Origin of the sequence: Anabaena catenula FACHB-362, assembly GCF_014698735.1 — a bacterium.
GTDB classification, from domain to species: Bacteria; Cyanobacteriota; Cyanobacteriia; order Cyanobacteriales; family Nostocaceae; genus Anabaena; species Anabaena variabilis_A.
This window is the reverse complement of the sequence record NZ_JACJTQ010000003.1, coordinates 58,610-83,491: the sequence shown is the minus strand read 5'-3', so window position 1 is coordinate 83,491 and position 24,882 is coordinate 58,610. Positions and strand designations below refer to the sequence as shown.

At 39.7% G+C, this 24,882-nt stretch carries 21 protein-coding genes; 12 read left to right on the top strand and 9 right to left on the bottom strand.

What is annotated here, in order from left to right:
- Nucleotides 1–283: 283 nt before the first annotated feature.
- Nucleotides 284–532 (bottom strand): Ycf34 family protein, encoded by a 249-nt coding sequence (locus H6G68_RS03660; protein WP_016952413.1) that lies wholly within the window; start codon nt 530–532, stop codon nt 284–286.
- Between the two features lie 86 nt (nt 533–618).
- Here H6G68_RS03660 and H6G68_RS03655 point away from each other — a divergent pair, with 86 nt between their 5' ends.
- From H6G68_RS03655 to H6G68_RS03645, 3 genes are all read left to right on the top strand, one after another.
- A complete protein-coding gene (locus H6G68_RS03655) occupies nt 619–1,890 on the top strand; it encodes a tRNA nucleotidyltransferase/poly(A) polymerase-related protein (RefSeq protein ID WP_190905400.1) in 1,272 nt (423 codons plus the stop codon).
- A gap of 461 nt (nt 1,891–2,351) precedes the next feature.
- Entirely contained in the window at nt 2,352–4,967 is a 2,616-nt protein-coding gene (locus H6G68_RS03650; protein WP_190905399.1) for an ATP-binding protein, read from the top strand.
- Nucleotides 4,968–5,125: 158 nt separating this feature from the next.
- On the top strand, nt 5,126–5,407 hold the full coding sequence (locus tag H6G68_RS03645) for a hypothetical protein (RefSeq protein ID WP_127055335.1): 282 nt from the start codon (nt 5,126–5,128) through the stop codon (nt 5,405–5,407).
- Nucleotides 5,408–5,502: 95 nt separating this feature from the next.
- Here H6G68_RS03645 and H6G68_RS03640 read toward each other — a convergent pair whose 3' ends face one another.
- From H6G68_RS03640 to bchH, 3 genes are all read right to left on the bottom strand, one after another.
- The gene (locus H6G68_RS03640) at nt 5,503–6,087 is read right to left on the bottom strand and encodes a cytochrome b (protein ID WP_190905398.1); all 585 of its coding nucleotides are present in this window, start codon (nt 6,085–6,087) and stop codon (nt 5,503–5,505) included.
- Between the two features lie 243 nt (nt 6,088–6,330).
- The gene (locus tag H6G68_RS03635) at nt 6,331–7,305 is read right to left on the bottom strand and encodes an ATP-binding protein (protein WP_190905397.1); all 975 of its coding nucleotides are present in this window, start codon (nt 7,303–7,305) and stop codon (nt 6,331–6,333) included.
- 123 nt (nt 7,306–7,428) lie between these two features.
- Nucleotides 7,429–11,166, bottom strand: a complete 3,738-nt coding sequence (bchH, locus tag H6G68_RS03630) for a magnesium chelatase subunit H (RefSeq protein ID WP_190905396.1) — start codon at nt 11,164–11,166, stop codon at nt 7,429–7,431.
- Nucleotides 11,167–11,443: 277 nt separating this feature from the next.
- Here bchH and H6G68_RS03625 point away from each other — a divergent pair, with 277 nt between their 5' ends.
- The 4 genes from H6G68_RS03625 (at nt 11,444) to H6G68_RS03610 (ending at nt 14,883) form a co-directional block, all read left to right on the top strand.
- A complete protein-coding gene (locus H6G68_RS03625; RefSeq protein WP_190905395.1) occupies nt 11,444–12,385 on the top strand; it encodes an N-acetylmuramoyl-L-alanine amidase in 942 nt (313 codons plus the stop codon).
- A gap of 359 nt (nt 12,386–12,744) precedes the next feature.
- A complete protein-coding gene (locus H6G68_RS03620; RefSeq protein WP_190905394.1) occupies nt 12,745–13,392 on the top strand; it encodes a hypothetical protein in 648 nt (215 codons plus the stop codon).
- Nucleotides 13,393–13,476: 84 nt separating this feature from the next.
- Nucleotides 13,477–13,872 carry a hypothetical protein gene (locus H6G68_RS03615; RefSeq protein ID WP_190905393.1) on the top strand — a complete coding sequence of 132 codons (396 nt, stop codon included), beginning with the start codon at nt 13,477–13,479 and terminating at the stop codon, nt 13,870–13,872.
- Nucleotides 13,873–14,250: 378 nt separating this feature from the next.
- Nucleotides 14,251–14,883 (top strand): hypothetical protein, encoded by a 633-nt coding sequence (locus tag H6G68_RS03610; protein WP_190905392.1) that lies wholly within the window; start codon nt 14,251–14,253, stop codon nt 14,881–14,883.
- 41 nt (nt 14,884–14,924) lie between these two features.
- On the opposite strand, the gene H6G68_RS03605 is transcribed toward H6G68_RS03610, so the two are convergent.
- Both H6G68_RS03605 and H6G68_RS03600 read right to left on the bottom strand, forming a co-directional pair.
- The gene (locus H6G68_RS03605; protein ID WP_190905391.1) at nt 14,925–15,893 is read right to left on the bottom strand and encodes a CHAD domain-containing protein; all 969 of its coding nucleotides are present in this window, start codon (nt 15,891–15,893) and stop codon (nt 14,925–14,927) included.
- Nucleotides 15,894–16,143: 250 nt separating this feature from the next.
- Nucleotides 16,144–16,548: an NIL domain-containing protein gene (locus H6G68_RS03600; protein WP_071189716.1), complete on the bottom strand. Its 405-nt coding sequence runs from the start codon at nt 16,546–16,548 to the stop codon at nt 16,144–16,146.
- Nucleotides 16,549–16,901: 353 nt separating this feature from the next.
- Here H6G68_RS03600 and H6G68_RS03595 point away from each other — a divergent pair, with 353 nt between their 5' ends.
- The gene (locus H6G68_RS03595) at nt 16,902–17,480 is read left to right on the top strand and encodes a thioredoxin family protein (RefSeq protein ID WP_127055346.1); all 579 of its coding nucleotides are present in this window, start codon (nt 16,902–16,904) and stop codon (nt 17,478–17,480) included.
- Nucleotides 17,481–17,594: 114 nt separating this feature from the next.
- Here the strand turns inward: H6G68_RS03595 and H6G68_RS03590 are convergent, their stop codons facing one another.
- Both H6G68_RS03590 and H6G68_RS03585 read right to left on the bottom strand, forming a co-directional pair.
- On the bottom strand, nt 17,595–17,822 hold the full coding sequence (locus H6G68_RS03590) for a DUF6737 family protein (RefSeq protein ID WP_127055347.1): 228 nt from the start codon (nt 17,820–17,822) through the stop codon (nt 17,595–17,597).
- Between the two features lie 108 nt (nt 17,823–17,930).
- Complete coding sequence (locus H6G68_RS03585) at nt 17,931–18,404, bottom strand: hypothetical protein (protein WP_190905390.1); 474 nt, start codon at nt 18,402–18,404, stop codon at nt 17,931–17,933.
- A 360-nt stretch (nt 18,405–18,764) separates the two neighbouring features.
- Here H6G68_RS03585 and H6G68_RS03580 point away from each other — a divergent pair, with 360 nt between their 5' ends.
- Complete coding sequence (locus H6G68_RS03580) at nt 18,765–20,453, top strand: sensor histidine kinase (protein ID WP_190905389.1); 1,689 nt, start codon at nt 18,765–18,767, stop codon at nt 20,451–20,453.
- On the opposite strand, the gene murG is transcribed toward H6G68_RS03580, so the two are convergent.
- The gene (gene murG / locus H6G68_RS03575; RefSeq protein WP_190905388.1) at nt 20,450–21,523 is read right to left on the bottom strand and encodes an undecaprenyldiphospho-muramoylpentapeptide beta-N-acetylglucosaminyltransferase; all 1,074 of its coding nucleotides are present in this window, start codon (nt 21,521–21,523) and stop codon (nt 20,450–20,452) included. The genes H6G68_RS03580 and murG overlap by 4 nt on opposite strands.
- 84 nt (nt 21,524–21,607) lie before the next feature.
- Between murG and H6G68_RS03570 the strand changes: the two genes are divergently transcribed.
- From H6G68_RS03570 to H6G68_RS03560, 3 genes are all read left to right on the top strand, one after another.
- On the top strand, nt 21,608–22,420 hold the full coding sequence (locus tag H6G68_RS03570) for a Cif family virulence factor (protein WP_190905387.1): 813 nt from the start codon (nt 21,608–21,610) through the stop codon (nt 22,418–22,420).
- A gap of 237 nt (nt 22,421–22,657) precedes the next feature.
- Nucleotides 22,658–23,047 (top strand): hypothetical protein, encoded by a 390-nt coding sequence (locus H6G68_RS03565; protein ID WP_190905386.1) that lies wholly within the window; start codon nt 22,658–22,660, stop codon nt 23,045–23,047.
- Nucleotides 23,048–23,203: 156 nt separating this feature from the next.
- Nucleotides 23,204–24,799 (top strand): tetratricopeptide repeat protein, encoded by a 1,596-nt coding sequence (locus H6G68_RS03560; protein ID WP_190905385.1) that lies wholly within the window; start codon nt 23,204–23,206, stop codon nt 24,797–24,799.
- Nucleotides 24,800–24,882: the final 83 nt, after the last annotated feature.

Here is a 24,882-nt window from a genome sequence, read left to right as displayed (position 1 = left end):
AGAATTTTTTAAATATAATTTTAAATATAATTTTAAATATAGGAATCCTAAATGATGTCTGATAGCTTGCGTGGCGTAGCCATAAAATATCCGAGTATTGTAGGGTGGGCAATGCCCACCAAAACCCGCATATTGTGGGCAATGCCCACCCTACGTATATGTTCAAAAATCAAATAGTAACCCTATATATTGTAGAGACATTTTTATAAAATATCTCTACAAAGTTGCCAGCTGCCCAAACCAAAAATCTCAAATCCAAAATTCAAAATCCAAAATCTACAATTCAAGTCGGGACTAATTCACCGGGACGTAATTTAGCCCATTTACCCATTTCTTTCTTAAAGCTGAGACAACCGACCACATCCCATTCCATTTCAATTATTTCGTCTTTTGTGCGAATATTGACATTGATAGAAGGTTCATTGGGGTCAAAATCGGGGGTTTCAGTCAAGTGAGGCTGTTGGTGCTGTGCTTCTACTGCGTTGTAGGTTACACAACGGTCTACATAGTGGCAATTTACGCAAATACACATAATAGAACCAACTCCAGAAACCTTTATAGTTAATGTAGCTTAAGCCAAACTATTAAGCATGAGTTAGTAGGTTGATTTTTATTACAATGAGTAACTCAGTTATTTCTCGTCTAGCTGCTGAAAATTGGCCTTTTAGCCTGGAATGGTTGCCAAAACCAGCTTACATGGTTGGTGGGGCGGTACGAGATGCGATTTTGGGTAGAAGTCGGGAATATTTAGATTTAGATTTTATTATCCCAGATAATGCTGTAAAAGTAGCGAGTGCGATCGCTCATCATTACCAAGCTGGTTTTGTGTTACTAGACGCAGAAAGGAAAATTGCCCGTGTGGTGTTTCCCCATGCTACGGCAGATTTTGCCCAACAGGAAGGAGATAGTTTAATCACGGATTTGCATAGAAGGGATTTTACAATTAATGCGATCGCTTATAATCCCCATACTCAAGAAATTATTGACCCCCTCCAAGGCTGTGCAGACATAGAATCTGGTATCTTACGGATGATATCACCGGCTAATTTGCAAGATGATCCTTTGCGGTTAATGCGGGCTTATCGTCAAGCCGCCCAACTAGGTTTTACAATTGAACCAGCTACCCAAGCAACTATTCGTACCTTAGCAGCAGATATTAGTAAAGTTGCAGCCGAACGAATTAGAGTGGAAATTGGTTATCTTTTAGGCAGTTCTCAGGGTACACCTTGGCTAACCGCTGCGTGGGAAGATGGTTTATTAGCTACTTTCTTTACCAACACTACCCGTGAAAGCTTAATTAAATTAGCCGCAGTTGACAAAGCTGCAACTTTAATTTCTCAAACCTGGCCACAATTAGGGGACGAATTGCAACAATATGTCCGTGATACCGTCAAAACTACTTGGTTAGGTATTGCCAAACTAGCTTGTCTAGTTCACAAAAATCCAGAAGTTGCAGAAATAGAACTACAGAAACTAACCTATAGCCGTGCAGAAATACGGGCTGTAATTATCGCCCTGAGACTGTTCCCACAGTTCAAAGTAGTTAATCTGTCCCTACGAGAACAGTATTTTTTATTTCAGGACGTGGGAGTTGTATTTATTGCTACAACTACCTTAGCCTTAGCAGATGATATGCGAGTAGAGGCGATGTCTGGCGATAATCCGCTATGGGTCTATGCACCCTTAATCAACCGTTACCTGAACCCTGATGATTTGGTAGCTCACCCCTCACCGTTAGTGAGTGGTAAAGAGGTGATTATAGCACTAAATGTTCCAGCTTCACCACTTGTGGGAAAAATATTGAGTGAAATTGCTGTAGCCCAAGCGGAGGGGAAAGTTTCAACGCCAGAAGCAGCAATAGAGTTGGCAAAGCAGTTTGTTGAGGGTTAATTTGTGTATGCTTAATTGCCTTCCCGTAATGAAGATTTTCAAATCAAAAGAAAAAAGAAATTTCTATTAACTATGATAGTGATATAACAGGGAGTTAAAAGTCTATTGCCTGGATAAAAAAATGGTGAACTCACTTACTTTGATAACTATAGGAATAATATTTGATTTTTGAAATATACGTAGAGTAGGCATTGCCTACCGTACAAGACTGAAAATTTTATGGCTACGCCACGCAAGCTATCAGATATTATTTATGATTTCTATAGCAAATTGGATTAAATAGGATTGAGCGTGGGTAATTTATAGCAGGTGACAGGGGACAGGTGACTCTTGACAGTCTGAAGAGTCTTTTGGTGTCTAGGTTTTATAATCAGTTGGTGTCCTAACCGCCCTGTGCGTTGCTGTATATAAAAAATCATTATTTTGCGAAAATGCACATTTAAAACCTGGAAAATTACACAATGCAAAAAAAATATAATTACCCAGAGCAAATTGAGGTCAAATTGTCAGTATTACCCCAACAGGAACAGGAAATTAATTCTACTGAAGAGGGTATGCTTTTCCAGCTTGCTGATACCACTATACAGGCGTGTAATGCTGCTGCCGAGAGAATACTTGGATACACAAATGAGCAGATACTGGGAACAACTCCCTTTAAACCTCCTTGGCAAACTGTTCATGAAGACGGGTCAATTTTTACAGCGGAAACTTATCCATCTCAAGTTAGTTTACAAACAGGTAAACCATGCAAAAATATTGTCATGGGACTTTATCAGCCAACTGGTGAGCTAGTTTGGTTATTGCTCAACTGCCAACCTTTATTTCAAGCTAACAAAACTACTCCCTACGCAGTTGTTACTACATTTACCGATATTACAAAAATTAAACTCTGGCAATCTAATAGTGATGTTGATATTAAAAGCAATAAAAAACTATTAACAACCCCTAACCAAAATCCAATTGATAAGCAAAGGCTAGAGCAGCGAGTTGCAGAAACTATATCTGACAATCGCAGCAAAGCCTTCTTGTCGATGCAAAACCATATTTTGGAACTGATTGCTACTGGTACTTCTCTTTCCGAAGTGTTAACAACCTTAACTCAGTCCATAGAGATGCAGTTAGCTGAAGTTTTTTGTTCGATTATGCTATTAGATGATTCAGGAACAAAGTTATATCCTGCCGTAAGTTCTAGCCTACCAGAAAACTATACTCAAGCAATAAGAGATGGTGTTCCCGTGGGTGCAGAAGTAGGCAGTTGTGGCACATCGGCTTATACCAAACAAACAGTAATTGTCTCAGACATCGCCAACGATATAAAATGGGTAGAATACCGCGATTTGGCACTGGCTAACCACCTGAAAGCTTGTTGGTCTACGCCTATTTTGGACAGTCACGGTGAGGTATTGGGAACCTTTGCGCTGTATTATCCCACAGTTCGCTCTCCTGAAGAATCAGAGCAGCAACTGATTGAGAGAGCATCTCATTTAGCGGGTGTAGCAATTGAGCGTGAGCGATCGCAACAGGCATTGCAAAAACGTAAATATCAATTGCGGTTGATGACAGAAACTATACCGCAACAAGTGTGGACAGCACTACCTAATGGTCAGGTTGATTATTTTAACCAGCGGTGGTGCGATTTCACAGGCAAGACGCAAGAACAACTTCAATCTCAGGGTTGGGAGCAAATTATTCACCCAGAAGACTTACCAAAAGTAAAAGAAGTGTGGGCTAAAGCGGTGCAAAATGGCAGCGAATATGAGGTAGAGACTCGGATGCTCTCTGGAAGTGGGGAGTATCGGTGGATTTTGGGACAGGCACGTCCTTTGCGAGATCAACAGGGACAAATTGTTAAATGGTACGGTACTAATACTGACATTACAGACCATATCCAAGCTAGGGAAGCTATGCGGAATGCCCTACAACAACAGCAAGCAGTTTGTGAAGCAGCAGAAAAAGCAAATCTGATTAAAGATGAATTTCTTGCAGTCCTCTCCCACGAACTGCGTACCCCACTCAATCCGATCTTGGGTTGGGCTAGGCTTTTGAAAACTGGCAAACTTGACAAAGCTAACACTGATGAAGCCTTGAACAGTATTGAGCGTAATGCCAAATTGCAGGTAGATCTGATTGAAGATTTACTGGATGTGTCCCGCATTCTCCGAGGTAAACTCACTCTCAATGTTTCTACAGTTAATCTAGCAACTGTAATTTCCGCTGCATTAGATACTGTGAGTTTAGCGGCTTCTGCTAAAGAAATTGCTATTCAAACCCACCTAGAAGCGAATATAGGGCAAGTAGCAGGTGATCCGGCACGCTTGCAACAAATTGTCTGGAATCTCCTATCTAATGCTGTTAAGTTCACACCCCAGGGCGGGCGAGTGGAAGTCTGGCTACAGCAATTTGGTTCAATAGCTCAAATCACAGTCAGTGATATGGGCAAAGGTATTAACTCAGATTTTTTACCACATATATTTGAGCATTTCCGTCAAGAAGATAGTTCAATCACCAGAAAATTTGGCGGACTGGGGTTGGGACTAGCAATTGTCCGGCAGTTAGTAGAGTTACACGGTGGAACTGTTGAGGCTGATAGTCCAGGTGAAGGACAGGGAGCAATCTTTATTGTCAGAATTCCATTAATATCTTCTGGGCCAGAGATGCTAACAGAAAAAAAGCCACAAGATGTATCTTGTAATTTAAGTGGCATTAAAATTTTATTTGTGGATGATGATGCTGATTCACGGGATTTTATTACTTTTGTGTTGAAATTGTATGGGGCTGAAGTTACCACAGTTGCATCAGGATTTGAAGCACTAGAAGTTTTTATACAGTCTCAACCAGATGTTTTAGTTAGTGATATTGGGATGCCGAAAATGGATGGTTATGAATTGGTAAGAAAAATTAGGGCTTGTTCGTCAGATACAGGTAGACAAATTCCAGGAATCGCTCTCACAGCATTTGCGGGAGAATTTGACCAACAACAGGCAATGACCGCAGGTTTTCAAATGCACATATCCAAACCAGTAGAACCAGATGCTTTAGCAGCGGCTGTTGCCCAAGTGGCTAAAATTAGTACTTAGTTTAGGAATGCTAAAGTTTATATGCAAGCAGCTATTTTGGTATTGAGTAATATGTAAAACATAAGATCAAGTTTTAATATTCAGTATATTTACAATTGTATTAATCTTTAATAGCAGCATACTATGTAGCGCAATAACTTTTCATTATCTAACCTATTATGAAATCTATTCTACAAACCTACGTAGAGCAAGAAATATGGTTACTAATCAGAGATAAATGGTATTTCGGGACAATTATCGGGGTTTCTGATGAATTGTTGTGGTTTAAGCATAGAACTCACAACAAAGAGACAGAAGAAGATACTTTGTGGGAAAGGGTTGTCAAAATCAGTGAAGTAGTTGCTATTGATAAAGTTATATCTGTTATGAGTAGAAAAACAGATGTGTTTATGTCACGGTTAGTGGAAACCGAGAATAACACAAATAATCATCAACAATAAATTGTCAGGAGTCAGGAGTCAGGAGTCAGAATTCAGGAGTCAGGATATCCTGAATTCCTAATACTTACATTCATAAATGTTGATTTTCTTCTCCTTTAATCACGTGATAAACTGTTTTGGAAATTGATAAATTTTGCAAATTTGCGCCATAGCGATCGCACTACTTTTCTTTGTTGAATACTGTGTAGAATAATAAAAGCCAAAAATGTATAGGCTAACCAAAAATGCAAACTTCTACCGATATCAACCATTGCTGAATTTTGCGGGAAAATATCAGGTAAAAGAATACCAAAAAAACTGACATTATTACTTTTATACGAGTTAGAAAGCAAGAAACCAGCGATAGGAACAGCCCACATAAAGATATACAAACTGGTATGTAGGGCAACAGTTTTTAACCATTCGGTAGTAAATTTAGGAAATTTTTTTGTATACTTGCGCCACCAAACACGCAACAATACTAAAATTCGCCAAGTGAGTACAGCCATCAATAAAATAGCCATTGATTTATGAAAATCATAAAGAGAGGGACGAATCGAAACCTCTCTTGGTAATCTGGACATAAATGTTCCAGTCACAAATATTATTAAATAACCAATTGACATCCACCAATGGATAGACATTAGATGCTTAAATGCAGAATTTTGTCTAGGTTTAGGGGGTGTATTGACTGAAAACATAGATGATGATTGATTGTAATCTATGATTATGAAAAATGCTAAGTTTAGTGTACCAAAGATTTAAGTTATACGCTGGTGCTTTTGGGTTAAGGTTGATTTAAGGAAGTGGATAACCTCACGATTTACGTATATAGATATAGTATTTTAATTTTGAAAAAATCCAAGTATTTGTAGGGTGCGTTATGGCTTTGCCTAACGCACATTAAACTTGATTAATGGTGCGTTGTTGTTTATTTTACGAAACTAATAAAAATAGATTGTAAAATTTGTTCCTTGTTGAGGAATAGAATCTATAGTTATTTTACCACCAAGTTTATTTATTTCCGAACGAATTACATCCATTCCATACCCTAAACCTGCTCGTAAATCTTTGGTGTCTTTGGTACTAAAACCAGGATGAAAGATGAGTTCATAGATATCTTTTTTTGAAAGATTAGGTAATTGAGAATAGTTAATTAAACCTTTATCTAATGCTTTATTTTTAACTCTTTCTACATCAATTCCTGCACCATCATCAGCAAAAGAAACTAAAGTTTGGTTAGCTTGTTGGCAAGCACGAATGGTAATTTTACCCACAGGAGATTTACCTTGATTTACACGTGTTTCTGGTGTTTCAATACCGTGAGTAATCGAATTATTAATTAAGTGTGTTAACAAAATCGGTAGTTTCTTGAGGATAAATTTAGATATAATAGTTCCCCTACCTGAAATATTTATTTCCACCTGTTTATTATATTCAGATGCAGCTATTTTAACAGCATTTTCGAGGGGAAATATTTGTTCTATTTCCGAAAATATTACACATTCATTAGTAATATTTTTGAGGTAAGAATTGAGAGATTTAAAAGTAGCTTCGATTTGGGGTAATATTTTCTCTTCATGTTTTGGATCTATACCAAATGGTTCTATTAATTGGTTGACACAAATTGATAAAACATCAAAACATTGTAAAAATAAAGATTCAAGTTTTAAGTCAAATTTTATTGGATAATCTCGCAAGATTTCAAATTCGTATTTTAAATCCTTAGCTGTTGTGGTGATTATATTTGTACCTAAAATTTCCGAATTTAATTCAATGGTATGTATAGAACGGAGAATTTCATATACTAATTCTGGTTGTTGATGGGATGTTAACTTTAATATACCTTGTTCAATAATATCAAGGTGTTCTTGGGCATCGTCTACAAATTCTTTGATATATTGTTGTTTTTCATTCATATTTTTATTTAATGATTTGGGTTGATAATATTCATAATTATCGATCAAATTTTACTTTAGATGTGGTGGGTTACGCTGTCGCTCTAGCGAAGCCATGCCCGCAGGGCTATACCCACCCTACGATTAAACTGTGACTCCTTCTAATTCTTCATCAGTCAAATCATATAATTTCCGCAACTTATCTAACTTATCTCCATCAGCTTGCCATAAACCGCGTCCCGATGCTTCCAACATTCTCCCCACGATATTTCTAAAAGCTTCAGGATTGGCTTTGCGTAATTTTTCCGCCATTTCTGGATCTAAAGCATAGGTATCTGCGGCTTGATCATAAACCCAATCATCTTGAAAATCAGCCGTACCACCCCAACCTATTAACGCCGTCATGCGTTGAGAGATTTCAAAAGCACCACCAGAACCTTGATTAGCCATTGCGTCAGCCCATTTAGGATTTAATAACTTGGTTCTGTATTCCATTCGCAATAAATCATCTAAATTGCGGGGTGTGGTGTCCTTAGAAAAACTTTCCACAAAACTCGCTGTCACCTTTTTACCACTTTGCTTTTCTGCGGCTTTCTTCAAACCGCCTGTATTCGCATAGTATTCCTGAATATCAGTTAAACCATATTCTACCGAATCTATTTCCTGAACAATGCGATCGCTAGTTTTCAATAAAGTCTGCAATACTTCCGGCCTTGCTTGTCCTTTATCATTTCTACCATAACTAAACACATTGCGGCTTTCCCAAGTATTCCCCAACTCTTCCCCAGATTCCCAATTACCATCAACCACCCTATCATTAACCAAAGAACCAAAATCCCCAGAAGGATTAGAAAACAATCTCGCTGAAGAATTTTCCACACCTTGGGCTTTTAAAACCAAAGCGTGTTTTCTAATAAAATTCATTTCCTCCGGTTCATCAATTTCCGCAGCCCGTTGAAATAAATCATCCAACAATTCAATGATATTCACAAAACTATCTCGAAAAATACCCGATAGATTTGCTAACACATCAATACGCGGATGTCCAACCTCAGCAAGAGGCTTCAAATCATATCTAACAATTCGTCCCGTTCCCTCCTTCACAGGTTCAGCACCCACCAATTCCAAGAGAATTCCCAAAGATTCACCCTTAGTTTTAATAGCATCCAAACCCCATAACAAAACCGCCACAGTTTCCGGATACTTCTTATTTTCATCCAAAGACTGAGAAATAATTTTCTTAGCAATTTCCTTACCTCGTTCAAAAGCAGCAGGAGAAGGCATACGATAAGGATCTAAAGCGTGAATATTCCTCCCAGTTGGTAAAACACCAGCACCATCTCGCAACAAATCCCCACCAGGTGCAGGAGGAATAAACTCACCATTTAAACCCCGCAAAAGATTCGTCAACTCATCAGTTGACTGATTTAATAACCTTGTAATTTCCTTTCTTTCTTCTTCTCTTCCTTCTTCGCGTCCTTCTCTTCGAGACACTTCGTGAACGCGCCTTCGCGGTTCATTTTCTCCCCCAAAATAAGCATCCAAATAACCCGTTAACTCCTCCTGATTCGGCGCTTCACCTAAAACGTGTAAACCCGAAGAAAAAAGACGATTTTCGAGAACTTGTAGATATTCATACAACTTCACCAAATAATGATCAAAAGCATGACCACTAAACATCCTCACATTTTCCGGTGTGAATGGAATACCCAACCGTTTCGCATCATCAAAAGGACAATCTACCTCCAAACCAGTATCAACAATCTTCTTACAAATCCCTTCCTTTAACAGATAATTCTTTTCTGGATCTTCCCGATATTCAGCAATTAAATCTCGTAAATTTACTAATTCCTTATATAAACCAGCGCGTCCATAAGGCGGTACATTATGAGAAATCAACACACCATAACCACGACGTTTAGCTAAAATTGATTCTGAAGGATTATTTGCGGCATAGATATATAAATTAGGGAGATTTCCTAACAGAATATCAGACCAAGAATAACCAGTATTTCCTAAAGGTGAACCCGGCAACCATTCCACAGTTCCATGCATTCCAAAATGAACTACAGCATCAGCTTGAAAATCATTTTGTAACCATTTATAAAAAGCTGCATATTGAGGATGTGGGGTTAAATCTCTTTCAAACATTAACCGCATTGGATCGCCTTGAATTCCCAAAGGTGGCTGGACACCTATCCACACATTTCCTAATTGCACACCACCAATATTAAACTCATCACCATAAGTTTTTATGCCGCTACCTGTGAGGTATTTCCATTGTTTTTCAATGCGAGATGTAAACAGATAGCCTAACCATTTTTCTAATATTCTAGCATTGACTGTATTTGTTTGTTGTAGAGACGTTTCATGAAACGTCTCTATATTGAGGGGATTAATTTCATCTGCTTCTTTAATTTGGCGAATTAATTCTTCTCCATCTTCAGGAATATCACCAACTGTATAACCCTGTGCTTTCAGTGCGTTTAGTAATTTAATTAAACTGCGGGGAACGTTTAATAATGCAGCAGTTCCCACTGCACCATAGCCAGGAGGAAAACCATATAAAATAATGGCAATTTTCCGTTTGGAAATAGGTTTTTGTCGGAGGGAAACCCAGCTTTTGACTCTATTAGTTAATCGCTGTACTCGTTCAGGAACTAAATAAATTTGTTCACCAACTAATCCACCCAGGGGAATTGTATCAATTGCCCCATCTAATTCAGGTAAAGAATACAATACAACACTTTGCAAACCGCCGATACCTTGCCTTGTCCAAGAATAAATATCTTGAATTAATAAAGGTGCAGCGACGATATAAGGGACATTTTTAGCGGTGAGAATGCGTTTAGCAACTTCTATTTGTCTTCCTGCTTCCATTGAACCAGCGGGGCCACCAACTAAGGGAAAACCGATAGTAGAAACTACGGCATCAACTTTTACAGCTTCTGAGGAAAGGGAAGGGGTTTCAATATTACCTATTTGACGTTGTTGGGTTTCGTAGTCGCTTGTCATCCAATCTCTGACGGCTACGTGACCTTCTACACCGTTGATAAAGATTGGTAAGGGAGTTAAACCCGCTTTTTCAAAATAGCTTATCAGTTGGGGAATATAGGGCAGTTTGGTGATGACGTGCTTTCGGTAAAGTAGAATTCCAATAACTGAGGGCTTTTCTCTTTTCTGTTCCCTGTTCCCTGTTCCCTGCTCCCTTTTCCGATACCATTGTAAATACTCACGAGGTGATGTAAAAAACCCTTGATAGTCAGGATGTAATAACCCCATGTTGGGGGTTTCGATGGGTGGCGGTATATCTCCGACTTTTAAATCTAAGTATTTTTCCGCAATTATCCAAAATAGGGAAGCGACGTTTTCTGAACCGCCGGCGTTCCAGTAACCATAGATAATTAACCAGTTGCGTAAGTCTTGGACTTTTTGCACTGGCACGAATTTTAATAACTTGGGGCCAATTTTTAGGAAACTGATATAACCAGCAAGTTTGTCTTCTTCTTTACCGTTGCTGAATTTGTCAAGGATGAATTTAACGGGTTTGGGCATTCCTTTGGGTTTGTCACCGATCGCAAATGCACCGATTTTTGTTAAACTCATCAATTCTAGTGCTGACTCGAAAATGAGACGAATAGGGATGTTAGCGACACGCTCCCGCAACCACACAACTTGGTCATAATCGAACAGTAAACTGCCAAAGAACACATCTGCGTCTTTAAGTGCTGCTTCAACTTCCGTGCTATTGGTGGTAATATTGCGATCGCTAAATACTCGAATATCCAACTCTGGACACCGAGAATTAGCCAAAAAAGCCGCTTTCCGGTATAAGTCCGCGTTAAACGATTCAAACCCAGCAATCAAGACAATGCGTTTCATGCGCTTTTGCTACGAAATATTTCTTTACCTTGATCTTAAACATTGTTGGGGATTATTGGGGGGAATATCTACCTAGAGATTATAATCAGCAAGTCTGTTTCCCCATCTGTTGAAAATACAACAGCATACAGAATTTGTGCAATTTGGGATTTATAATCTGTTTGACAGTAGTTAATTTCTCCAAAAAAATCCTCAATTGGCATGGTTGGAAGTAAAAATGTATATTTAAAAATAGCAGCAGTTGAGAACTACTAAAAAGTAAATTGAGGATACACCCATGAAATTTGGAATTGATATGGGGCATAATTGCCCTCCTGATACTGGAGCCAGCGGCATTAAATTTGAAGATAATTTAACTGTAGAAATTGGTACTAAAGTTATAGCTAAGTTAAAAAGCTTAGGTCATGAAGCAATATCCTGTAACCCAAGTAGTGCTAGTACAGTAAGTCAATCTCTCGGCAGACGCTGTGATATTGCTAATAGAAATAAAGTTGATCTTTATGTTTCTATTCATTTTAATGCCTTTAATGGAAAAGCTAATGGTACAGAAATATTTGCTATTAGCGATGCTGGCAAAAAGACCGCCAAATCTGTATTGGATGAAATAATTAAGTTAGGCTTTTTTAATCGAGGTGTTAAAAGTGGGTCGCACCTGTATGTTCTCAGAAATACAAATATGTCGGCGATTCTCATAGAATGTTGCTTCATTGATTCCGCCAAAGATATGCAACTATATGATGGTGAAGCAATGGCCAGTGCGATCGTCAAAGGCTTAACTGGTAAAGTCGCATCTGCTCCTGTAAATATCATCAAAGATGAGGAAGACAACACAGATACTAGTATTCTCAAACTACAAAAAGCCTTAAATCAACTCAAAATAACTGATAAAAATGGTAAGCCTTTGGATGAAGATAACTCCATAGGACCAGCAACAGCCTCTGCTGTCGAAAAGTTTCAGAAGATTGCAGGGATTATCCCCACAGGAATGGCAAGCAAGACCACATGGGATGCCATAAATCAGATATTATCTAAACGACCCGTCGCCGGAACCAAAGCTACCGGAGCGATTGTTAGATACTTGCAATATCGTGTAGGTGCTGTACCTGATGGTATCTACGGGCCACAGACACAAGGAGCAATTAAGAAATTTCAACAGCAGAATGGTTTAACTGCTGATGGCATTGTCGGAGCAATGACTTGGCAGAAATTAATAGGTTAGATTGAGGAATTGCTGGGGACTGGGGACTGGGAAAGAACTCTTACCAATTCTCTATGAAGATGCGCCAAATTTAGATAGGAAACGAACCGCGTTCGCGAAGCGTCTCGAAGAGAAGGCGCGTTCGCGGTAGCGTTGCGAAGCAAAGGACGCGTTCGCGGTAGCGTTGCGTAGCAAAGAAAGAAATAAAAGCTCAAAAAATTTGGCGCAGGCTCAAAAAGAAATGGTATTACCAATTAACCTTTTCCCCATCACCCAGCTAAAATTCTGAAAACAGAGTGCATAAACCGAAAAAGGTCAACCTATAAGTCAGTGAAGGGGATGAAACCCCAGCAAAACAACGACTTCTTAGGAGTATGACCATGAAATTCCGTCACTTAACTAGCTCTTTGTTAACAGCTACCGCACTAATAACCACTACATTACCCGCTTTCGCCGGTCCCTTTGAAATCAAGCCTGCTGGTGTTTTTGCTCCCGCAGTTATCACCCCCGGAACATCTATAGGAAATGGAACTCCCAGCACCTCTACTCCTAGTAACCCAATTGGTACTAGTGAAGTTCAAGGATTAGGAGATCATCAATCTTGGGTAGATCCCAAAACTCTCGCCAAAGACCCCCGCGCCCTATGTAGTGATGTTGGCTTGGGTAACAATACCCGCAACAGTTCCACTAAACTTGCCCTAGCTACCTCTACCAGCACTCGTTCCAGTTCTGCTGGTAGCCATAATGATGGCGGTGGTGGTGGTGTCAGCTTCTTAGGTATTGGTGTTAGCGGTAGTGGTTCTAGTCAAGGTAGCACAAATAAGAGTGACTCCCGCGACCAACGCAACAACCGCACAGAAGAAAATAGCAGCAGTTCCTCAACAGTAGCTCAAGGCAAGAATTGTGATGCTTTTGTTAACTCTGCCGCTGCTAGAGATATGAACTTTGAAGACAACCTCACCCGTCGTTATGAAATCAAATCTGGTCGTCGGGGACAGCAAGTAAATCAACTGCTAGAGGATAAATAAGGTAATTGATCATTAGTAATTGGTGTTGGGTGATTGGGAAAACTGTTCTCCTATCACCCTATTTAGCTTGAGGAAAAATTCACCATGAAAAGCTCAAATCGAGGGATAACTATTACCCTCAGTACAATCTTATTCTTATCTATCACATCTGTTGTTCATGCTCAAACCCCTTCTCGGCATATTCGTGATTCGCAAATTCTCCCCTATTTGCTAGATAATCCCGATCAAAATTCATCGGTGCGAGTACGTTGTGTACCTACTCAGCGACGGGAAATAGATAGACGAAGACGCATTATTAGAGATAGTCTACTGCAACCAAATCCTCACACTGTCACCATAGAAATAGAAGGGAATTGTCGAGGTGTGAGAATAATTACCCCAGAAACTACAGATTTTTTAAATCCCTCTGACTTTAACGACGACTGGCTAATTCGTGAAGGTTCTGGTTGGAATTGGTTGCTACATAATCGTTATCGTTAATTTATACTTAGAGGTACGGTGTTCACAGGTAAGAATTCAGGAGTCAGGAGTCAGGAGTCAGGAGACGCTACGCAGACCTATGGCTTACGCCACGCTGCGCTATCGGTTCAGAATGCTTATGAAATGAAGAATAGAGAGAAGTGAGATTGTATCAAAATCATCAAAGTTGACTAAAAAAGCCTTTATTCTCCTGAACCGCAGGTCTGCGTAGCGTCTTCTGGATTCTCTATCCTGAATACTTACGTTTACAGTATTTCAGCGCAGACAATCCTCTTTTCTGATTTTTTCTCAGCTGACTGCATAAACTCATCACCCCAAACCTATTGATTGAGTGAAGGGTTAAAACCTCAAAAACACTCACACCACAGGAAAACGGTTATGAAAACACAAATGCTTTTGAGTCTTGCTTGTTCTTTATCTCTGTTGACTTCTCTCACAGTTCCAGCTAATGCTCAACCAGTTCCCTCCCAACCCCCAGTAGTCAGTCAAGAGATTACCATTCCCCAGGATACAGCAATTATTGTCTCTTTTCCTGCACCTGTCACTGTCGATGTAGGACAAAAAAAGGATTATCCGCTCACAGTTCCTTTATCTAGTCCAATTAAAGATGGTCAAGGTAATGTGATTGCACCAGAAAATACACCTGTTACTATTGTTCTCAAACCTGCTGAGGGAGGTGCTAAAATTGTGGCTCAGTCGTTGGTTATTAATGGACGCATTGTTGCCATTAAAGCATCTAGTCAAATAATTCCTGGTACTACTATTACCCATAAGCGAGCTAATGATAAAGCTGTGGAAAATGGTTCCATTTGGGGGAGAATTGGTGGTAGTACTTTAGGCTTTTTAGGACAAGGTGATCCAGAGCAATTTGACCGGGGGGCAATGTTAGGAAGCGCTGTAGGATTGGTTTCCGGCTTACGTTCTGCTGAAAATACCCGCATTGTCCAAATTGCCCAGAGCAGTGTTTTTGTGTTGTCTCTTGATGCTCCAATTAGCGTATCTATCCCTTAGTCAAGTTTATAGCAATTCTAAATCTTTGAATTACATTTGAATTACAAAGGTTGCAAAATTGTTAAATGGAATTTATTGCTAGTTTCAGCTTTCAGATATTGCTCTTGTAGTGGTTGCCATTGCTGCCACAATTGGTAACGATTTGCTGCTAATAATGTGGTTAAACCCCGTAGTTGACTGTTGAGTTCTGATTTGAAAATATCCGCCAGCCACTCATTTAAAACCACGCTATCTTGCATCATACCCAAACTTTCTTGGATATGTTTTACATCTGTAATCTTGTCCGTGAAAGATTCACCATATAAATCAGTAAATAACTCCATTTGGTAGCGAATACGTTTGGCTTGTTTTCGCAAACTATGCAGAGTTTCACCTTCAGTTTTCAGATGTTGTTCTAGTTGTTCCGGTGTCCAGTTAGTTTGAACTACAACTTCTGAATCTACAACTTCAGTACCAATCAGCCACCCTGGATGTAAGAAAAATCCACTCACTTCTGGTAATAATAAATCTGGTAGCACTTGCTGAATTTGCAAAGATGCTAATGGTTGATAACTAGGTTTTTCTAACCAATCCTGCAAGTCTTTTTTAAAATCTTTGTAAATTTCATCTTTGAATATTTTCTGAACATGAGAAACTTCTATTTCTCGCTGTTTATCTAAAGTAGAGAAAGCTATTTTTAGAGATTCTTGTTCTTTATGAAGCAAATGTGGTTTGTAATTGTTTTCCAGTATCTCTTTTAGCACGTCTAAATCTCGGAGCTTGCCCAGAATGCGGGCAATTTTACCAATATTTTTGTCGCTGACTGACTTAGGTAAATTTAAAGATAGCCCAAACCGACTAACGGCTGTGCGTAGACGACGCATTCCTACACGCATTTGGTGTAGTGCTTCTGGATCTTCATCTTTCTTGACTGATTTTTCCCACTTTACGGTTTTCTTAAAGTGTTTGTCAATTGCTTGGTACGCACAATCTCCTAGAGTTTTGATTGTTGTTGTGGTGTCTGGATTCATAATTAATTACAATTAACTATCTAACATATTTTTGCATGATAGCACTACTCAAAAATTAACATCTATCCTTTTATCGTCTTTTTAACAACATTTGATACTTGATAAAAATTGATATTTTATATCTACAGATACTTGATTATCAAGGATAAATGTGCATTATTTGCTAACTATTTCTTGTGTATTGAGATAATGTGATCTGCTGGATGTTCATCTCATAACTATCAAGTTAAATCAGGAGATTTGAGCAGTTTTAAAGATTAGTAGAGATAGCCTGTACCGGGCAGGTGGGAATACACTGTTCGCAGACAATGCAACGCGATCGCGTGAAGGTGAGTTTATAAGTCTCTGGGTTGAGGGATAGGGCTTCAGTTGGGCAAACCCCAGTACACAAACCACAGTCAACACATACATCTTCATCAATCACAATTTCACCTAAATTATGGGAAACACTGATATGTTGCGATCGCATCCACTCAATCGCTGCATCTAACTGATCAATATCCCCCAATAGTTCTACTACCAGTTTACCAATTTGATTAGGAGCAACTTGAGCGCGGATAATATTAGCAGCAACGTTAAAATCTTTTGCTAGTCGATAGGTGACAGGCATTTGAATAGCACGTTTAGGAAAGGTAAGGGTAACACGTTTTTTCATAGATAGGGAAATAAATAATAGGTTTTATTTCTGTTGTAACGCTGACAGGGCATATTAAAATAATTCATAATTCATAATTCGTAATTCGTAATTCGTAATTCGTAATTCGTAATAATGCCGACTGTCCCGCTAGGGATACGTAATTAAGTTTGGTAACGGAGATTTAGCGCCAAGTCGGAGTGCCGATTTCCGGTGATCTGAACTTTGTAAGAGAGACCTTGCTACAAAACTTGTTGCTTTTAGAAATGGGGGACTTAAACCTCCAGAATTAGTTAAACTTACCACAGAGAAGCAAATCAGGAAGACGTTACACTAGATAATGAAAATGCTTAATAAGTTGTAATAAATCAATTATGAATACAGATACACCTGTAAAGCCAGAATCTACTGTTGGCGGGCGCTTGAAAAACTTCATCATAGTCATTGTAGCGATCGCACTGAGTGCAGCGCTATTTTTAGGACTGCGAACCCAGACAAATTCAGTTTCTCTCACCCAATTAGACCAAGCATCCACACCCTTAGAGGTAGCAGTTAGCAATAATAAACCCAGTCTAGTAGAATTCTATGCTGATTGGTGTACTGTCTGCCAAAAAATGGCTCCAGATATGGCTCAACTCAAACAGCAGTATGCTGACAAGCTGAATTTTGTCATGCTGAATGTAGATAATACCAAATGGTTGCCAGAAATGCTTAAATATCGGGTAGATGGCATTCCCCATTTTGTGTTTTTGGGCAAGCAAGGAGAAGGTATAGCTGAAACAATTGGCGATATACCCCGTTCCGTCATGTCCAGCAATTTAGAAGCTTTAGTAGCTGGTTCTGCCCTTCCTTATGCCCAAGCCAGCGGACAGGTTTCCAAATTCTCAGCCCCAGTATCAGCAGAAAGTAGTCAAGATGATCCCCGTAGTCATGGTAGCCAGGTTGTAAATTAATTCGTACATAATTCGTAATTCGTAATTCGTAATTCGTAATAATGCCTCCGGCAGGCTACCGCCAACGTAATTCGTAATTTTGTAATGGGTAATGAGTAATTAATTGCTCATTACCTAATTTTTATCTTCCAAAACACCGCTGCGAATCATCAGTTTTGGCCAGATTAACAAAAAGAAACCCATCCAAATTAATAAAGGAATAGCAACAAGAATTGTTAGCCAGATAATTTTAAATATTAACCAGCTACCGCTAATTAATGTTACACCTGTGAGAACTATTGACCAAGGCTGACACCACCAAGGTTTATAATTCCAAGGACTTATAAGCTTTTGTTCAGACATTGTTTGTACTTAAAAAAAGTTTGTTATCAAAAAAACCAAATGCAAGGAGTAGAAATAAAAGGAAAACCATTGGTAGTAGAAATTTAATCTACTACAACCTGATCACATTTAGCGTCCATCAGGGTTCCATTTTTCCAAAGCTATGTATTCATTCTCCACCAAATCCAAAGGCTCAATCACATTACCAGAACTGGATACACGAAACCAATAAACTGGATGAGTAATTTTATCTGGGTGATTCTCAAACACTCTAACTACATAGAAAGACGCATTGACAGTAGGAGAACTATCAACAACCGCTGCAACACGGATGCTCCCTTTAGAAAGGTTTTCAATTTCTCGTGCTTTGCGTTGCACTTGTGGGAGATTCCAGACTAAATTGTAGGCTTTTGTTGCATCTATTGTTTTGGTAGCTTTATTTGTTTTAGCCACAGTTGGTAAATAAGCCAATCTCTTATGAGTCTGGTTTTCCTGATGATGGTTAATGCTGACAATGCTTGAATATCCTCCTACAACTCCTAGAATGAATGACGCAATTAGAGGGTAATAGTTGAATTGTTTATTGATGCTACGCCTAAGCATAGTGATGCACCTCCGTAATCATTTAACTTTTATCCCTGTGTAACTAGGATACCAGGGGTTAGACCCCCTATGTCCAGTCTTGACAAGAGTGTAGATGTTGTTGTACTGAGATGGGTTAGATTTGGCGAAAATTTTTGTAACCGGCTTAAGCCAAAAACCCGGATAGACAATAGCGATCCCCACCTCTTACTATCCTAGTGATGATTGATGATTTTCGCTTGAGTTTGCTTCGTGCAATCTGAATTTTCTTGACTGAAATGGGCATCATAATAAGAAAGTGCCATTTTTTTGTCAGCATTCAGCCGTGAGCCGTCAGCTAACGCCTAACGTTAGGAAGCACCAACAGCAAATGAGCAAATCATGATCAGGAACAAAATTATTTACGGGTATGCCTTGGTATTGGGTATTGCTCTCACAGGTAGCGTCTCAGGTTTGATGGTCGGCAATTACTACCAACAAAAAGCGTTGCATGATCGCCAGAATGCTGCTAAAAAACTCAAATTTTTGAGTAATTTGCAACTTCGGATTTTGTATAATCGACCCGCCAAGCAGTTATCTCCCTATATCGGAGATGCCCAAGGATTTCGACGTGAAAGTGCTAAATTTTTGCAGCAGATTCAACAAATTCAAAAACTCCTGGCAACTCAACATACATCACAGCAAGGGAGTAATGTTACAGATTTGCAGTCTTTACTTGATCAGTATGAAGTTAAGGTAGCAATCTTTTTGGAACAAGCCAAAAATGTGGTTCAACAAGTGGATAAACTGACGACTTCCCCAGCAGACAAAGAAAAAGCGCGAAAATTAATCGTGCAGTTGGTTCAAAGTCCAGAATTCATTACCTTTATTGAACTTCCAGACCAAATTCAGGGATTTTATAATTTGGCTGAAAAACAAGAACAAGCCGCCGAAGTTGCTCTGTCTAAGGCGGAAACGTTGCGAACTAAAATTATTGTGACAGGGCTAATGCTGTCTATCATCATCGCTATTGTTCTGACTATTTATACCAGCAACGCTATTGCCGCTCCTATTCAAACTGTTACCAATATTGCCCAACAGGTTACAAAAGAATCAAACTTTGACCTGCAAGCACCCATTACTAGTAATGATGAAGTAGGGATATTAGCTAATACGATGAATCAACTGATTCAACAGGTCAAGCAACTCCTCCAAAAACTAAATCAGAAAAATGTCGATCTTCAGCAAGCTTTAAAAACCCTAAATCAACAACAGAGTGAACTGATTCAATATGAGAAAATGTCTAGTTTGGGGCAGTTAGTCGCGGGGGTGGCTCATGAAATTAACAACCCGGTCAACTTCATTCATGGCAACCTATTACATATGGAGAACTGTACTCAAGATTTGCTCAACTTTATTCAATTGTTCCAGAAGTACTATCCCCATCCTGTTCCAGAAATTGAAAGAGAAGCAGAGGAAATTGACTTAGAATTTTTGCAGGAAGATTTTCCCAAGATGTTGGCTTCTATGAAAGTAGGGACTGAACGAATTCGTCAAATTGTACTGTCTTTAAGGAATTTTTCGCGCCTAGACGAAGCCGAGCTAAAACTGGTGGATATTCATGAGGGCATCGACAGCACTCTGATGATTCTGCAACATCGGCTCAAAGCTCAAGGGGAACGACCCCAAATCAAGGTGAGCAAAGATTATAGTCATCTACCTTTAGTAGAATGCTACGTGGGACAACTTAATCAGGTGTTTATGAATATTCTCGCTAATGCCATTGATGCACTGGAAGTTAGTCATCAAAATCAGATTATGATTCGGACTGAGTTGGTGGATGAAGACTGGGTGAAAATTGCGATCGCAGACAATGGTTCTGGCATTTCTGAAACAATTCAACAGCGCATCTTCGACCCGTTCTTTACCACAAAACCTATAGGTAAAGGAACAGGTATGGGAATGTCTATTAGCTATCAAATTATTACAGAAAGGCATGGTGGCAAACTAGAGTTATTTTCCACTGTTGGTAAAGGAACTGAGTTTGTAATTCAGATTCCTATCCGGCAGGAAATTCGTAAAGTTGTTTAGCTTTCCACAATTTCCCGCACTAAAGCCGCTAACTTATCAGCACTATCGGGGGATGCGATCGCTTTTGCCCTCTCTCCCATCTTCCCTAACTCTGTCGGTGACTGCAATAACTCCAAAACTCGTTTTTGTAATATCTCCGGTGTCAACTCTGACTGTTTAAAGGTTAAAGCTGCACCAACATCCGTAAAAACCGCAGCATTATAAGATTGATGATCTTCTGCTGCAAAGGGATAAGGTATCAAAATTGCTGGTGTACCACAGACTGCTAATTCTGTTAAACTCCCTGCACCAGAGCGACTAATAGCTAAATTAGCACGGCGCAATAAGGGAGCCATATTGTCATAAAAAGGTAACTCTATATACTGGGGATGTTGCAGAGTTGCCGCTTCTGGATCTTGATCACCTGTTAAGTGGACTACATAAGCCCCAGCCTCAAACCAAGCTTGAGCCGACTGACGCACCAATTTATTCACAGCTACCGCACCCTGACTACCGCCAAAAACGACAATTAGAGGTACACCGTCAGGGATTGGTAAATCTAGAGTATTATCTATTTCCTCTTCTAGGAATTGAGAACGAACAGGAGTACCCACACAGACATTTTGGGAACGGGGTAAATACTTTGTAGCAACATCAAATCCCACCGCTACTGCACTACACCAAGGGCCAAAAAAGCGAGTGACTTTACCCGGTAAAGCGTTAGATTCATGGAAAACGACGGGTAAACCCAAAGAACGAGCCGCAATTACCGCAGGGCCAGCAATATAACCACCTGTGGTAAACAATCCTTGAAAATTACCCTGTTTGAGAATGCGTCTGACTTGGAGAATTGAACTGAGAAGCTTAACCAAAATTCGCAGTGAGGAAAAGCCAAAACCTTGCTGAAACCCTTCAACTGCGATCGTATTCAAAGGATATTGGTCTGGGACAAGCTGAGTTTCTAGTCGGTTGGGTACACCCAGCCATTCAATATCATAGTTTGGCAGTTTTTGTGCCAGTGCGATCGCTGGAAACAAATGTCCACCAGTCCCACTAGCAGCTATTAATAATTTTATGGGTGCGTTTGCCATTCAAGCCATACCATTTAGCGCCTAGCTTAACTAAGATAAAACAAATTCCTTACATTCTCTAATCAAATCAGTAAACTATTACTAATGACTAACTATATTGCCTTATTAATGAAACGCAACAAAAAAGTTCCTAGCAGCATTTCTCTGCTTTCGTTCCTACTAACACTGGGTTTCAGCAGTACTGGGCAATTTGCTCAAGCGGCTACACCCGATAATGCACCCGCATCACTGAAAAACCTGTTGACACAAATTGATACAGCGGCTAGTCGGGGTGATATTAAAGGAGTAATGCAATTTTACAGCCCTAATTTCACTCATGGCGATGGTTTAAACCGCCAAACGATGGAACAAGCCTTAACATCTTTCTGGAAGCGGTATCCCCAATTACGCTACAGCACACGTCTGCAATCTTGGAAATCTGAAGGCAATAGCATCATTGCAGAAACTGTCACCAACATCACAGGTTTACCCTCTTCTAATAGTAGTAATTTAGCTCTCAACGCTACGATTACTTCACGTCAGCGTCTTACTGGTACAAAAATCCTGCGCCAAGACATTTTATCAGAACGCACTCAATTGACCTCTGGTAGCAAACCACCCCAAATAGAAATTAATCTACCACAACAGGTAAAAGTTGGACAGCAATATAACTTTGATGCTATTGTCCAAGAACCATTGGGTAATAATTTTCTCCTCGGAAGTGCGCTAGAAGAAACTATCCAACCAAACAAATATCTCAACCCCACAGCTATAAATTTAGAATTACTGAGCGCTGGTGGACTGTTTAAAATCGGACGCGCACCATCTACTCCCGGTAATCAATGGATTTCGGCAGTAATTCTGCGTAATGATGGCATGACAATGATTACTCAGCGTTTACAAGTAGTGAAAAAGTAATAACTTAGTCAGTGGTAATATATAGCAGGTGACAGGTGACAGGTGACAGGTGACAGTCTGAAGAGTCTTTTGGTGTCTAGGTTTTATAATCAGTTGGTGTCCTAACCGCCCTGTCCGTTGCTATAACTACCACTGATTGATATAGAAGGGAATAGGGAATAGGGAAAAGTTGATTATGGGTAATTAGCTAGACATAATGTTATTGATTAATACATAACAATATCCTGTAAGTAGCAGATGGAACCCTTAACTGCTGGTGCGATTCCTACGGAGCGCTTCGCTATCGCATTTTTAGCCCTCTTGGGAGAGAAAACCTTAGAAAAAACTGTTGAAATCTCCATTGGAAAAGCATTTGATTATGTGTTGAAACTGCTAAAACGCAAATCACCGGAAACAGCCGCAGATATAGAAGCAGCCGCAGCAGATGAAGAAATTAAAGTCGCTTTGGAAGACTTAGCTGCTAACGCAAAGACAGCCAACCCTGAATTAGAAAAAGCTATTCAAGAACTTATAGAGATTGTTAAAACTCAATGCCAAACAACCCCAGTTGAAAATTGGCAAGGGATAAATACCAAAGGCGGAACAGTTAACATTAGTAGTCCTCAATTCAACTTTGGGCAAAAATAACCTCTCCCTAACCCTCTCCTCTTAGGAGAGGGGAAAGGAAAAGCTTTTATTATTGGAGAGGCTTTGAAATTTACTCCCTTTCCCTTGTAGGGAAGGGGCTGGGGGTTAGGTTTTTCTTGGACTCAACTGCAAGCCGCTACACTGATAAAAACTCAAATGAACTCAGAAAACTGGCAAGGAATCAACACCAAAGGCGGAAATGTCAACATTAACAACCCTAAATTCTATAATTCCTCACCTTCCCCCATTCAACCAGTCAAAAACTTCCCCTATCGAGACAACCCCAACTTTGTCGGACGGGAAGCACAGCTAAAAGAAATACACCAACAATTACACCAATCGGAAATCGTCGCCATTACAGCTGTTGCGGGTATGAGTGGAGTGGGGAAAACCGAGTTAGCCAGCCGCTACAGCCACAAACATGAATCAGAATACCCTGGTGGTATTTGTTGGTTAGACGCAAGAGGGGAAAATCTCGCTGCTGCTGTTGTCCAATTTGCTCAACTTGATCTGAAATTGGAAGTTCCCCAAAAAGACTTTCAAGGAAAACCATTAAATCTGACTCAACAGGTAGTTTGGTGCTGGCAAAACTGGCAACCACCAGAGGGATTAGTGCTGGTAATTTTAGATGATGTAACAGATTTAGCGCACTGTCGAGACTTTTTCCCCACCTCAAACCGCTTTCGTGTCCTCATCACCACCAGATTACGCCACCTCGACACCAATATTCGAGAAATACCTTTAGATGTGCTGTCACCAGAGGAAGCATTGCAACTGCTGACAGTTTTAGAACCCAAGCGGGTACAACGTGAACCGGAAACAGCCCAGGAGTTGTGTAAATGGTTGGGATATTTACCTTTGGGGATAGATTTAGTGGGGCGGTATTTAGTGAAAAAACCTCCACAATGGACATTAGCCAAGATGTTAGAACGGCTAAAAACCCAGAGTATTGAAGATGAAGCCCTCAACCCCCAACTTTACCAAACCCTAAGTACAGCCCAGCGTGGAGTAAAAGCCGCTTTTGAGTTAAGTTGGCAAGAACTAGAACCCCAAACCCAACAAATCGCCGAATTTTTAAGCTTATTTGCCCCTTCTATGTTTGCTTGGGAGTGGGTAGAAGTTGCGGCTAGTGAGTTAAATTGGCATTCTGTGGATGTGGAAACAGCCAACCAGCAACTTTATGAGTGTCATTTAATCCAATGGGTAGAAGATAGGGAAGATGGGTTTAAGATTCACCTTTTAATTAGGGAGTTTTTAAAGGCGAAACTCAAGGTATCATCACAAGCACAGGAAGTAAAACGAGTTTTTGTAGATATTTTTGCAGCAATTAGTAAGCAAATCTCTGAAATAGCAACTTTAGAGTTAATTAAATCAGTCCAAGATGCTATTCCGCATTTAGAAGAAGTAGCAGAAAATTTGCTTGACGCAGTGAGAGAGGACAATTTGTATTATGTTTTTTCTGGTTTAGGAGGATTTTATAATGCACAAGGTTTATATGGACAGGCAGAAATTTGGTGTAAACAATGTGTATTAGTCATAAAATCCCGTTTAGGAGAAGAAAACCTCCATGTAGCTGATTGCCTTAACAATCTAGGATTACTCTACCGTTCTCAAGGGCGGTATGAAGAAGCTGAATACTTTTATCTGGAAGCGTTAGAAATCGCTGAACATAAGTTAGGCGCAGATCATCCTAATACAATAATTTACCATGAAAATCTCCAATCATTGCGCGATAACCTCAATACCTCATAAACTAACTTAACCTCCATCACCTTCGCGCTCTCCCTCTCTGTGCCTCTGCGCCTCTGCGTGATACAAAAAACATATACAACAAC

Bases quoted from the DNA above. Each gene is read 5' to 3' on its own strand.
- H6G68_RS03580 (WP_190905389.1), top strand. From the start codon at position 18,765: ATGATCAGGAACAAAATTATTTACGGGTATGCCTTGGTATTGGGTATT.
- H6G68_RS03625 (WP_190905395.1), top strand. From the start codon at position 11,444: ATGAAATTTGGAATTGATATGGGGCATAATTGCCCTCCTGATACTGGA.
- H6G68_RS03605 (WP_190905391.1), bottom strand. From the start codon at position 15,893: ATGAATCCAGACACCACAACAACAATCAAAACTCTAGGAGATTGTGCG.
- H6G68_RS03600 (WP_071189716.1), bottom strand. From the start codon at position 16,548: ATGAAAAAACGTGTTACCCTTACCTTTCCTAAACGTGCTATTCAAATG.
- H6G68_RS03590 (WP_127055347.1), bottom strand. From the start codon at position 17,822: ATGTCTGAACAAAAGCTTATAAGTCCTTGGAATTATAAACCTTGGTGG.
- H6G68_RS03560 (WP_190905385.1), top strand. From the start codon at position 23,204: ATGAACTCAGAAAACTGGCAAGGAATCAACACCAAAGGCGGAAATGTC.
- H6G68_RS03595 (WP_127055346.1), top strand. From the start codon at position 16,902: ATGAATACAGATACACCTGTAAAGCCAGAATCTACTGTTGGCGGGCGC.
- bchH (WP_190905396.1), bottom strand. From the start codon at position 11,166: ATGAAACGCATTGTCTTGATTGCTGGGTTTGAATCGTTTAACGCGGAC.
- H6G68_RS03570 (WP_190905387.1), top strand. From the start codon at position 21,608: ATGACTAACTATATTGCCTTATTAATGAAACGCAACAAAAAAGTTCCT.
- H6G68_RS03650 (WP_190905399.1), top strand. From the start codon at position 2,352: ATGCAAAAAAAATATAATTACCCAGAGCAAATTGAGGTCAAATTGTCA.
- H6G68_RS03565 (WP_190905386.1), top strand. From the start codon at position 22,658: ATGGAACCCTTAACTGCTGGTGCGATTCCTACGGAGCGCTTCGCTATC.
- H6G68_RS03645 (WP_127055335.1), top strand. From the start codon at position 5,126: ATGAAATCTATTCTACAAACCTACGTAGAGCAAGAAATATGGTTACTA.
- H6G68_RS03660 (WP_016952413.1), bottom strand. From the start codon at position 532: ATGTGTATTTGCGTAAATTGCCACTATGTAGACCGTTGTGTAACCTAC.
- H6G68_RS03610 (WP_190905392.1), top strand. From the start codon at position 14,251: ATGAAAACACAAATGCTTTTGAGTCTTGCTTGTTCTTTATCTCTGTTG.
- H6G68_RS03655 (WP_190905400.1), top strand. From the start codon at position 619: ATGAGTAACTCAGTTATTTCTCGTCTAGCTGCTGAAAATTGGCCTTTT.
- H6G68_RS03620 (WP_190905394.1), top strand. From the start codon at position 12,745: ATGAAATTCCGTCACTTAACTAGCTCTTTGTTAACAGCTACCGCACTA.
- H6G68_RS03635 (WP_190905397.1), bottom strand. From the start codon at position 7,305: ATGAATGAAAAACAACAATATATCAAAGAATTTGTAGACGATGCCCAA.
- murG (WP_190905388.1), bottom strand. From the start codon at position 21,523: ATGGCAAACGCACCCATAAAATTATTAATAGCTGCTAGTGGGACTGGT.
- H6G68_RS03640 (WP_190905398.1), bottom strand. From the start codon at position 6,087: ATGTTTTCAGTCAATACACCCCCTAAACCTAGACAAAATTCTGCATTT.
- H6G68_RS03585 (WP_190905390.1), bottom strand. From the start codon at position 18,404: ATGCTTAGGCGTAGCATCAATAAACAATTCAACTATTACCCTCTAATT.
- H6G68_RS03615 (WP_190905393.1), top strand. From the start codon at position 13,477: ATGAAAAGCTCAAATCGAGGGATAACTATTACCCTCAGTACAATCTTA.